Genomic DNA, 11214 nt, shown 5'->3' on the forward strand with positions numbered 1-11214 from the left:
GACGCTCCGGGGGGCCCGATGTGCCTGACATCAGGTCAGGCGACCGTGATGTTCTCCGCCTGCGGGCCCTTCTGGCCCTGCGTCACGTCGAAGGTGACGGTCTGGCCTTCCTGGAGCTCACGGAAGCCGGAGGAGTTGATGTTGGAGTAGTGAGCGAAGACGTCCGGTCCGCCGCCGTCCTGGGAGATGAAGCCGAAGCCCTTTTCGGAGTTGAACCACTTGACGGTTCCGCTGGCCATGCTGGTGCCTTTCAGTCGATATCGGATCCGCACCGCGCGGACCCGGAGGTGATCGCCCTGGTCCTTTGGCACTGCACAGCAAAGCGCCCACGCCATAGCGCGGGCAGGAACTGCGAACCACGACATCTGCGAGCGACGTTACACGGCGGAACCGCCTCTCACCAGAGAGCAACGTCCAATCAGTGACACGACAACCGCCGGACGGAGGGGGGTGCGGGGCGTCCCTCCGACCGCGAAACGGTCAGGAGGGCCCCGGCGGCACGGGCGAACGGCCTCGGTGGGGCCGTGCGGACTATGTGTCGATGCCGGTCACCGCGGTGGGGCCGAGCGGCGCCCGGTCCTCGGTGAGCCCGGCCTTCCGCAGCGCGGCGACGGCCACCTCCTTGGCGTGTGCCTCCGCACTGCGGCTGTCGTCCGCGTCGACCTCCAGGCGGATGCTGAACGTGCCGTTGTCGTTGACGGTGAGGATGTCCAGGTCTTCCGTCTGGCCGAGGGAGGTGTGCTGGGGGTCGGCCGGGCGCAGGTGCCGCACCACGGCGGTGCGCGCGGTGTCGGGCACGTCGCCGAGGAACGTTCCCGGGATGGAGATGACGTAGGTGGTCATGCGGACTCCCTTGTCTGGACGTGTACGTCACGCATACCCCGTGCCGGCGCGATTCCTCGGAGACGGCCGATGTACGCCGGCCGGGCCACTCGGGGCGCCGGTCGGAGCGTCATGGCGTACGCCGCGACCGTGCCGGACGCGTCGCGCTCAGGTGCTCCGCGACGCGTTCTCCCCAGGTGCGGATGTCGGCGCGGGTACGGGACACGTGCAGGTCGGCGTGCGGCAGCACCTCGGCAAGGGCCTGCGCCGTCGACAGCGGGTGCCCCGGGTCGTCCGCCCACGCCAGGATCAGCGTCGGCCGGCGCAACGCCGCGACCGCCGTACGGGCGGGCAGGTCGGACCGCGCCAGCCCCCGCAGTACGGACGGCAGTACGCGCTCGGAGGGCGTGGGCGGGAAGGCGGGAACGCCGGCCGTCACCGCGGGACCCGGCCGGCGCTGCCGGGCCGCAATCCAGGCATCGGCCCCCTCCCGTTCGACGGTGTCGGCGGATGCCAGGTTGGCCCGCGCGTACGCCAGACGCGTCTCCCAGGCCGTCGGCGGGACGAGCAGGGCCAGCCGGGAGAACCGGTCCGGGGCCCGCACGGCGGCGTGCAGCACGGTGGCGCACCCCATCGACGCGCCGGAGGCGTCGACGGGACGCGCGGCGCCCAGGTGGTCGAGCAGGCCGAGCAGGTCGTCGGCGAGTGCGGCGTAGGTGTAGTCGGCGTCCACCGGGCCGCCGGTGGAGCGGCCGTGCGCACGGGCGTCGTAACGGACCAGGCGCCGGCCGCCGGCGAGCAGCGGCGTCCAGTCGAACAGGCCCATCCGGTCCTCGACGGCCTGACTGACCAGGCCGCCGTGCGCGTACACGGCGAGGGGGCCCGTACCGGCGTCGTCGTAGACCAGCTCCGCCCCCCGGTGCCGGAAGCGGCCCTCCCTGACCTCGTGCGCGCCCACCGCCGTCACCTCCCCGCCGCACCCGATGCCGGGATGCCCGTCGCGGCGGCGCCGCCCGTGACCCGCTCGGCCTCCACGCCCGGTACCTCCGGCTCGCCTGCACCCGCTCCGGGGCTCTTCCTCCAGTACGCCACCCGGGCGGGCCCCGCGCGCGCCGTGGGCCCGGGGCCCGGCCGTACGCGTCGGGGAGCGGCTGTGCGTACTGCACATGTCGGAGCACGTGCCGGGCCCCGTGGCCGAGAGCACCCCCGGGCGGCGGCCGAACCCGGCCTGGCCCAACGTACGTCCGGGCGGACCGGCGTCAAGGCGACCGGGACACGGTCGCAGCCCCTGTACGGGCCCCGTGATCAGCCCTGCCCGGCGGAGGTCCGCTGCTGTGGCACCACCACACGGGTGAAGGCCCCTCCCCGGGCCGTGAGCCGGCTCCAGGTTCCCTCCTCGACGACGCGTCCCGACTCCAGGACGGCGATGCGGTCCGCGCGGCGGATGGTGGCCGGCCGGTGAGCGATCCAGAGGGTGGTGCGGGTGGCCGAGGCGGCCGTGAGCGCGGCGGCGAGTTCGGCGTCGCCGGCCGTGTCGAGGTGCGCCGTCGTCTCGTCGAGGACCAGGACGCGGGGATCTGCCAGCAGCGCCCGGGCCAGGGCGATACGGGCGCGCTGGCCGCCGGACAGCGTCGTGCCGCGTTCGCCCACAGGGGCGTCGAGGTCCGTGACGAAACGGTCGATGCCACAGGCGCGCACGACGTCGGCGAGTCGGTCGTCGCTCGCGTCGGGGGCGCCGAGGCGGAGGTTGTCCGCGAGGGTGCCGTGGAAGAGGGGCGTCTCCTGGCCGACGACGGCCACGGCGCGGCGCAGGCCGGGTTCGGGCAGGTCGCGCAGGTCCACCGGCGCGGAGCCGTCGGCCGGCAGGAGCTCGACAGCCCCGCCGGACGGGTCCCAGAACCGTGCGAGGAGGTGGGCGCAGGTGGACTTGCCCGCCCCCGAGGCGCCGACCAGGGCCACGGTCTCGCCCGCGTGGACGGTGAGATCGACCCCGTCGAGTACGGGTGCGCCGCCGTAGTCGAACCGGACGTCGCGCAGGCGTACTCCGAGCGGGCCGGCGGGCAGCTCCCGCGGCGCGGCGGCTGCCGGGGCTCCCGCGACGGCCGTGACCGCCGCGCCGACCCGGGCGGCCGCCGGGCGCAGTCCGCCCGCCTGGCCGAGTGCCGCGGCCGCTTCGGCGGCCGGCGCCAGGGTGCCGAGCGCCAAGGCCATGGCGGCCGGGGCCCACGGGCCGTCGAGCCGCCCGGCGGCGACCGAGTGCGCGGCGATCGCGACCACGGCGACCACCGCGGCGACCACCAGCGCGTCGCGCACCGCCGCGGCGGTCGCCTCCCAGGACTGCTCGGCGCGCTGGGCCGCGGCCAGGTCCGCCCCTGCCGAGGCGAGCCGCGCGCGCCGGCGCGGCAGGGCGCCGAATGCGAGCAGTTCGTGCAGGCCGTCCACCGTCTGTACGGCCTCGGCGGACAGTTCGGCCGCCGCCGCGCGCGTCCGGGCTCCCCGTACGGTCCTGCCCCGCCCTTCGAGGAGCGGGGCGAGGACGAGCAGGACCGCCACCGGAACCACCGCGAGGAGCATCCGGGGCTCGACGACGGCCAGTGTGAGCGTCCCGCCGCCGAACACCGCCGCCGACGCCATGAGCCGGGCGGTGGCGTGGGCGTAGAAGAACTCCAGCGCCTCGACGTCCCCCATGGCCGTCGCGGCGAGATCGCCGCTGCGCCGGCCGCCGATCCGGGCCGGCGCGCTGCGCGCCAGACCGTCGAAGACCCGTACGCGCAGCTCGGCGAGGACGCGGTACGCCAGGTCGTGCGAGAGGTCCATCTCGCGCCAGGTGGCGAGCGCCCGTACCAGCACGAGCGCGACGAGCGCCGTCACCGTGGCGGCGGAGGGCGCCGCGCGGTCGACGACGGCCGCGCCCACCGTGTGGGCGGCGAGGGTCACCAGCGCGACGAGCGCGGCCTGGTCGACGAGCGCGGCCGCGCAGGTGCGCGCCACCGTGGCCCGGTGCGGTCCGAGGGCGGGCAGCAGGGCCCGCAGGGGCCCGCGCTCTCCGGCGGGGGTGGGCTTCATGCGGCTCGTCCTGCTTCCTTCGTCTGCTTCGGTTCCTGCGTCCGCCCGGCCTCGACCAGTCGGGCGTAGAGTCCGCCGTCCGCCATGAGGGCGTCGTGCTCGCCGACGGCCCGCACCCGGCCGCCGTCGAGCACGACGATCCGGTCCGCGTGGCGTACGGAGTCAAGGCGGTGGGCCACGACGACGCAGGTGCGTCCCCGGGCGGCCTGGGCGAGTGCCGTGCCGATGCGGGCCTCCCCGCGTTCGTCCACGGCGCTGGTCGCCTCGTCGAGGACCAGGACCCGCGCGTCGGCCAGCAGGGCCCTGGCGAGGGCCAGCCGCTGCCGCTGTCCGCCGGACAGCGTGGCGCCGCGCTCCCCCACCACGGTGCGGTATCCGTCGGGCATGCGGGCGATCTCGTCGTGGATGCCCGCCGCGCTGGCGGCTTGGCGCAGTTCGTCGTCGGTCGCGCCGCTGCGGGCCAGACGGAGGTTGTCGGCGACGGAGGCGTGGAAGAGGTACGTCTCCTGGGAGACGACGGCGATGCCGGCCCGCAGCGAGTCCAGGGTGTAGTGCGTCGTGTCCGTGCCGTCAGCCAGGACCCTGCCGCGCTGCGGGTCGTGGTGGCGCGTCAGCAGGGCCAGGAGGGTCGACTTGCCCGCACCGGAGGGGCCCACCACGGCCGTCGTGGCGCCGGCCTCGGCGGTGAAGGTGACGCCGTCCAGCGCGGGGCGCCGCGCGCCCGGATACGTGTACGTCACGTCGTCGAAGGAGATGCTCGGCGGACCGTCCCAGTCCGCCCGCCGCCGGCCCCCGTCGGGTACGCCGCCCGGTGCGGTGCGCAGGGCGGCGATGCCGTCGGCGGCCGAGACGCCCAGGTAACCGGCGTGCCATTCCCTGGACAGGTCCCGCACGGGGCGGAAGCACTCCGAGGAGAGCATCAGCAGCACGTAGGTGCCGGTCGCCGTCGCGTTCTGCGAGACGGCTGAGGCGCACGCCACCAGAGCGGCGGCGGCGGTGCCGCCCTGGATCGCGAGGTCGGTGAGCCCGGTGTCGACGAGGGAGACGCGGAGCTTGGCCACGGTGGCGCGGTGGAGGGCCGCCGACCGGTGCTGCAGCCGCTCACGGGTCCGGCCGACGGCGCCGGCCGCGCGCAGGGCCGGCATGCCCTGCAGCGCTTCGAGGTAGTCGGCCGCCAGGTTCTCGTAGCTGTCCCAGTGCTCACGGCCGCGGTCCGCCAGGAGCCGGTCCCACCAGCGGGGGGCCAGGAGCGCCACCAGGAGGGCGGGCACCAGGGCGAGGAGGGCGTACGGCTCGACGACGGCGACCACGGCGAGCAGCAGCGGCGGGACGGCACAGGTGACCAGCAGCTGCGGCAGGTAGCGGGAGACGTAGGCGTCCACGCCTTCGACCCCGTCGACCAGCGTCGCGCGGACGGCCCCGGCGCGGGCCCCGTCGAGGTGGGCGGGCCCCAGTTCGCCGAGCCGCCGCAGGAGATCGTCGCGCGACCGCACCCTTACCCGTGCGCCCGCCTCCACGGCCGTACGCCGCTGCCACCGGCTCAGCCCGGCGCGGGCGGCCACGGCGACGAGCACCGCGCCGAGCAGGACCGGGAGTTGACGTGTGTCGCCGCGGGCGACCGCGGAGAGCGCGACGGCCAGCAGGACGGCCTGGACGAGGTGCGTCAGGGCCACCGCGACGAGCAGGGCCGTCGCGCCGAGCAGCGCGCCGCGCGCCGCACCGGCGGCTCGCGTCAGCTCCGGGTGAAGCATCACTGGTGATCATCTCTTCCCATGACGAGTCCGTGCACGATCCAGTCGCGGCCGCGCGCACCGCCGAGCGCGGCGCCGAGGTCGGCCTGCTGCCAGGAGCCCACCGGGCGCGACGCCAGGCCGAGTTCGGTGGCGGCGTACTGCGCGAGGCCCGCCGCGTAGCCCGCCGTCAGGTGGTCGCGGCGGATGCGGGCCGCGTCCGCGTCCCCGGGGCATCCGTGGGCGAGCAGCACGGCTCCGGATTCGGCCATCCACGCCTGGCCCGCCGCCCAGCGGGCGAGCGTCGGCCGGGCGTCGCCGGACGCGAGCGTGCGCAGGGCGGGGCCCCGTCCGTGCTCCGGCGGCGCGCCGTCGCCGTCGCGGGCGAGTTCGAGCAGCGCGGGCCGTGCGCCGCCGACGGCCACACACCACCGCGGTCCGCCGTACGGCGAGGCTTCTGCCGCACACGCCAGGACGTACGCGAGGTCCTCCGGCGTGGGAACGCCGCGCAGCGGCGGCGGGGCGCTGCGCCGGGACACCGGCGTCCGGCCGGACCCGCTCGCGGCCGCGGGCGCCCACTCCCGCGCGGGCGCCCCGCTCGCCGCCGACTCCTCCAGGGCGCGCCAGGTCCGGGCCAGTACGGGCGTGACGTCGTCGGCTCCGTCCCGGGCCCGCGGGGGCGGTCCGAGGCCGCACGCGGCCCAGCGCCGCAGGTCGTCCGCCAGGCGGCCGGGCGCCGGGCCGAGGCCGGCCACGGCGAGGGGATGCTGCGGTTCCGCTCCCGGCCACAGCCGTCGGCTGTGCGCCGGGTCCGGCAGGCCGGCCGCTGCCGCCAGCAGGGCGCCGTCGGCGTCCAGGCACACCTGGTCGGCGCCGGCCCGGGCGAGCGCCGCGGCGGCGTGGCCGGCGTCCAGCAGCAGGAGGGGCAGCGCGCGGTGCGCGTAGTGCGAGACCGTGCGGCGGGCGGTGACGGTGAGCACGACGAGCGTGCGGCCCGGCGAGCCTGCGGGAGCGGGACCGCGCGGGTGCGCCCGGTGGGTCAGCGGGTCGTAGGCGTGGCGCCCGGCGGGCAGGGAGCCCGCGCGGCCGACCAGGAGGTGGGCACCGACGGGGTGGAGCGCCCCCGCCGAAGGGGCCGGCCGCAGCCGCCCGTTCGTGCCGGGGAGGGCAGCGAGCGCGTGCCGCAGCACGTGGTCGAGGTTCGGTGCGGCTCCCGCGGCGAGGGGCCGCGCCGGGGAGGTCCACCCGGCGGCCCCGCCTGCGCGGGTGTCCGGGCCGGGGAGGGCGCTCGACCGGGCCTCGGCGAGCGCCGTGCGGGCCACGTCGCCCGTGGTCGCAACGGGTGAGCTCACGTGGTCTCCCCTCCCTCACATGTGCGGCGGCGGTGTGAGCGTGAAGTCCTGTGGCGCGCGCGGCGGCGACGACCGCCACCCGCGGGCCAGCGCCGCCTCGGTGAACCGCGGGCTGCCGAAGTAGCCGAAGGCGGCCGGGGCGTTGGGTATGAGGCCCGACACGAGCACGCGGGCCACCCGGAGCGGGGTCGCGGCGACGTCCTCGGTCGTCAGGTCGAAGGTGACGACCCGGTGCCCGCCGGCCGCGAGCCGGCCGTCGAGGGCGCTGCGGCTGCCCGGCGCGACGTCACTGATCGCCACGACGCCGCCGACCGGGTCGGTGAAGCGTTTCGCCAGCGGGGTGACGCGTTCGTCGAGCCACACCTGCACGTGCGCGCCGAGGTCGCGGACGGCGGCGAAGTCGGCGCCGCAGTCGTCCAGGTAGCGCCGGTCGGCCCGGTGCTCCAGGTACAGGCCCGGTGCGAACATGCCCGCGTCGACCGCGCGGAAGACCCAGCCGTCGCGGTCGACCGCGCCCTGGGTGAACACCCACGTGTGCACGGCTTCGAGCACGGCCTTGCGGGCGGCCTCCGCCGGGTCGTACCGGCAGGCGAAGCCGGCGGCGTAGAGGCGCCGGTGCGGGTCGTAGGCCAGTGCGGCCATGCAGGGCGCGAACTCGGACGGCATCTCGACGATCGAGATGTCCAGGTCGCAGCCGGCGAGGTCGGCGGTCAGCCCGGGCACGCTGCCCGGGTCGACGCCCCGGGCAGGTCCGTCGAGGTGCCACCACAGTTCGAGGGCGTCCCGCTCGACGACCTCCAGCAGTCCGCGCTCCACGGCGTCGTCGAAGCCCTGACCGGTGGCGATGCCCGCGTAGTTCAGGTGATGCGTACGGGGCAGCGAACGCAGCTCGCCCTGACGCCAGTTGAGGTACGTGAGGGCGACGGGCGCCCAGCACTCCGCCGCGCCCTCGTTCCCCCGGGCCCACAGGGCGGGCGTGTCCTCGTCGAACGGCCGGTAGGGGAAGCCGGGACGGCCGTACTGCCAGGGCGCGTACCGGGGAAGGTCGTCGGTCCCGTACAGCCGCAGGCCCTCCTCGCGCAGCCGGCGTGCCGTCGCCCGCCGGGGCGCGTCCGGGTGTCCCGGCGGCGGCAGCCGGTTGCCGCAGTAGCGCTCCATCGCCTCGGCGACGGCGGCGACGCGCGCCCCGCGCGGATCGCCGAACGTGGTGCCGAGCGCGACCCGGTCGGCCGGCCAGGCGCCGAAGCGCCGGGCGTCGGCGACCTCGGCGGTCATCGCCGTGTAGCGGGGCGGCGCGCCGGTGGGATGGGCGACCGGCTCCACGCCCCGGATCAGCCCGCAGAGGGGGTCGACGAGTGCATCGATCGGCACGGCCTGCGGGGCCACGCTGTTGCTGGTCAACGGCAGATCTCCTGGGCGGGGACGACACGCGCGACGCGGTGCCGGGCGGGGACGGCGGGCAGTGACAGTGCGCTGCTTTCGAGCAGTACGGTCCGGTCTGACGGGTGGAGCCGGGTGGCGGTGACCGGATCTTCGCCGGAGTGCGGATTCCGGGCGTGGGCGGGGAAGTGGTGGCCGCCGACTTCGACGCGCAAGCGTGTCCCGGCGGCCAGCCGGCGGGACACGAATCCGAGGGGCACCGGAAACGTGGCGGCCTCGTTCCTGGGGTCCGTGCGCCGTACGACGCCGGTCCCCAGGTGGTCGGCCACTCCCCGCGGGTCCAGGGCGACGACGCGTACGAGCCAGTCGGCGGTCGGTGTGTCCGCCACGGCCGTCAGCGAGGCCGCGGCCTCGCCGAGGAGGTCCACGGGGCGTGGCAGGGGCGCGGTGACCAGCAGGCACCGGTCGGCGCGGCCCGTCTGCGGTACGTCCAAGTGGTCGGACCGCAGCGGTTGTTCGGGGTCGGCCGTGAAGTGCTCTCCGCCGATCAGGCGCAGGCTTGTGCCGAAGGGGTGGACCGTGGGCTCAGGGGTGTCCGCCATGGAGGCCCACCATCCGCTGCCACCCAGCGCGGCCACGCCGCGGCGGCCGTCGGACAGTTCTCCGGCGAGCGCGGCGCGCGCCCAACGGGCGTACAGGCGGCCGAGGTCGAGCCGGTGCTCAGGACGGGCCTCGGGTCCCGGTGACGCCGTCAGCGCGTGTCCCCAGGGGCCCATCAAGAGCCGGGCCGGGCCGCCCCAGCTCCGCCACAGCGCCACGGTGTCGTCGCGGAAGGGATCACGGGCGCCGCCCACCGCGAGCAGCGGCATGCCGGCGGCCGCACCGCGCAGGACGACGTCGTCCTCCCTCCTGTGCCGCCACAGTCCCGGCCAGGAGGGCAGGGGGCGCCCGAGCCGGTGCGGGAAATCGGTGACGGGAAGCCGGTCGAGCAGCAGCGGGTCCCTGGCGAGCACCGCTTCGAGGGCGGTCTCGTCGGACGACCGCCGGTCGCCGTGCGCGGCCCACCAGCCCGCCCTGGCCAGCAGGCGCTCCGGCCCGCCCGTCTCGCGCGCCGTCTCGGCGGCTCCCAGGGCGGGGACCGCGGCGATCACGGCGTCGGGGCGGCCGTCGGCCGCTCCCAGCGCGGCGGCCAGCGCGCAGTACGCGCCGTACGAACTGCCGTACGCGACGACCTTCCCACCGCACCAGGGCTGGCGGCGCATCCAGCGCACCGTGGCCGCGCCGTCCGTCTCCTCGTTCCGGTACGGCTGCCACCGCCCGTCCGAGGCGTGCCGCCCGCGGACGTCCTGCGCCACGGCGGCGAAGCCCAGCGATGCCCAGGCGCGCAGCTCGGCGCGATGACGGCGGCGATCGTACGGGGTGCGGACGAGGACGGCGGGGAACGGCCCGTCGCCCTGGCCACCGGCCGGAAGGCACAGGTCCGCGGCGAGGCGGGCGCCGTCCGGCATGACGACCGGCTGCTCCCGGAACCGCGCGGCCTCAGCCCGCCGGACGGCGCGGGGAGCCGCGCGGGAGGCGGGTGTCGCCTGCTCGCGCGTCACAGACGGGTCGACAACCGGGGGCGACTGATCCCGCGTCACGGACGTCTCGCCACCACGGGGCGGCTCATCCCGCGTCACGGACGTCTCGACAGCCGGGGGTGACTGCTCGCGCGTCACGGATGCGCCGTGTCCGCTGCCGGCGCTCATGCGGGTGCGCCCTGGGGGCCATGGGCGGCGGCCACGGCCTCCCCGGCCGTGCGGGGCTCCCGGCCGGGGAGGGCACGCGCGGCCGCCGCCCGGGAAGCGCCGGCGGCGCCGGTACGGGGGCTGAGCGGGGCCACCTCCGGTACGGGCAGGACGAGGTGTTCGCCGACGGTCAGGTCCCGCAGGTCGACGCGGCGCAGTCGGCGGCGTACCGGAAGACGGCCCGCCCGGGGCCGCCCCGCGCCGGCCCAGTCGACGAGGTCGGCGGTGAGCAACTCCGCGATCAGCGCGGCCGATGCCTCGCCGCCCGCCCCGGCGGTCTCCGCCGACCGGCTGCCCGACCAGTACGCGGCGAGTTCGCGGTGCGCGGCCGTGGCGGCGAGCCGCCGCAGGCGCACGTGCGCCGAGGTGACGTCGCCGGGTGCGGCGGCCAGGGGCTCGATCCACGCCTGGAACCCCTCGCGGTGGCAGCGCAGCCACGCCGTGCCCCGCTCGGGCAACCGGTCCGCGGCGTCCCAGAGGCCCTCGGGGACCGGCGAGTCGAGACACCACACCACCGCCGCCGTGCCCTGCGGGGACCCGACGCCCCGCTCCGCCATCGCGGCCACGTCGTCGGGACACACGAGCCCGGTCTCCGCCCCTTCCGCGACGATCCGCCGTGCCAGCGTGTCGGTGAGGGCCGCGTCGCCGAGGAGGAAGACGGTTCGCCCTTCCAGGGGCCGTACGGGGGCGGCGCGTTCCGCGAATCCGGCCTCCTCGAAGGCCAGCACCAGCTTCTCCAGTGCGGCGCTCCCCCTCGGACCGCCCGCGAACCTCGCCATCAGCTCCCCGACCGTCACCTCCGCGGTGTCGACGCGCAGGAACTCGCCGTCCTGCGTCCGTACCGCGACGCCCGTTCCGGGGACGGCGACGATCTCAACGCCTGGTGCGAGTCGGCTGACGGTCACAAGAGGGCTCCTGGGGTGAGGGATGGGCCGAGCTGGCCACGGCCGGGCTGTCACGAAGAGAGGAGCGGGGACGCCCCCACCCCCCAAGGGAACCCCCCCCCCTCCCTTCCCTCCCCCCCCCCCCCCCGACACCAACCACCCCCCCCCCCCCCCCCCCCCAAAAACTCTCTCA

The 11214-nt window shown here is 76.6% G+C and carries 9 protein-coding genes; all 9 read right to left on the reverse strand.

The genetic code is table 11. From position 1 onward, the window contains the following. Positions 1-35: 35 nt before the first annotated feature. The 9 genes from AC07FK_RS25835 to AC07FK_RS25875 all read right to left on the reverse strand — a co-directional run bounded on the left by AC07FK_RS25835 (position 36) and on the right by AC07FK_RS25875 (position 11042). Positions 36-239, reverse strand: coding sequence for a cold-shock protein (locus AC07FK_RS25835; RefSeq protein ID WP_028812747.1), 204 nt, complete (start codon positions 237-239; stop codon positions 36-38). A 292-nt stretch (positions 240-531) separates the two neighbouring features. Beyond that, positions 532-843 carry a hypothetical protein gene (locus AC07FK_RS25840; protein WP_479107320.1) on the reverse strand — a complete coding sequence of 104 codons (312 nt, stop codon included), beginning with the start codon at positions 841-843 and terminating at the stop codon, positions 532-534. A gap of 109 nt (positions 844-952) precedes the next feature. Next, on the reverse strand, positions 953-1780 hold the full coding sequence (locus AC07FK_RS25845; RefSeq protein ID WP_479107321.1) for an alpha/beta fold hydrolase: 828 nt from the start codon (positions 1778-1780) through the stop codon (positions 953-955). 347 nt (positions 1781-2127) lie between these two features. Next, positions 2128-3888, reverse strand: a complete 1761-nt coding sequence (locus AC07FK_RS25850) for an ABC transporter ATP-binding protein (RefSeq protein WP_479107322.1) — start codon at positions 3886-3888, stop codon at positions 2128-2130. Further along, positions 3885-5642, reverse strand: a complete 1758-nt coding sequence (locus AC07FK_RS25855; RefSeq protein ID WP_479107323.1) for an ABC transporter ATP-binding protein/permease — start codon at positions 5640-5642, stop codon at positions 3885-3887. Before AC07FK_RS25855 ends, AC07FK_RS25850 begins: the two co-directional genes overlap by 4 nt. Beyond that, positions 5639-6970, reverse strand: a complete 1332-nt coding sequence (locus tag AC07FK_RS25860) for a nitroreductase (protein ID WP_479107324.1) — start codon at positions 6968-6970, stop codon at positions 5639-5641. The genes AC07FK_RS25855 and AC07FK_RS25860 overlap by 4 nt, the downstream gene beginning before the upstream one ends. A gap of 15 nt (positions 6971-6985) precedes the next feature. Then, on the reverse strand, positions 6986-8377 hold the full coding sequence (locus AC07FK_RS25865) for a YcaO-like family protein (protein WP_479107472.1): 1392 nt from the start codon (positions 8375-8377) through the stop codon (positions 6986-6988). Beyond that, positions 8368-9858 carry a CocE/NonD family hydrolase gene (locus AC07FK_RS25870; protein WP_479107473.1) on the reverse strand — a complete coding sequence of 497 codons (1491 nt, stop codon included), beginning with the start codon at positions 9856-9858 and terminating at the stop codon, positions 8368-8370. Before AC07FK_RS25870 ends, AC07FK_RS25865 begins: the two co-directional genes overlap by 10 nt. Positions 9859-10094: 236 nt before the next feature. Then, on the reverse strand, positions 10095-11042 hold the full coding sequence (locus tag AC07FK_RS25875) for a hypothetical protein (RefSeq protein ID WP_479107325.1): 948 nt from the start codon (positions 11040-11042) through the stop codon (positions 10095-10097). Positions 11043-11214: the final 172 nt, after the last annotated feature.

The sequence above is a fragment of the Streptomyces sp. NPDC046122 genome, assembly GCF_056429965.1.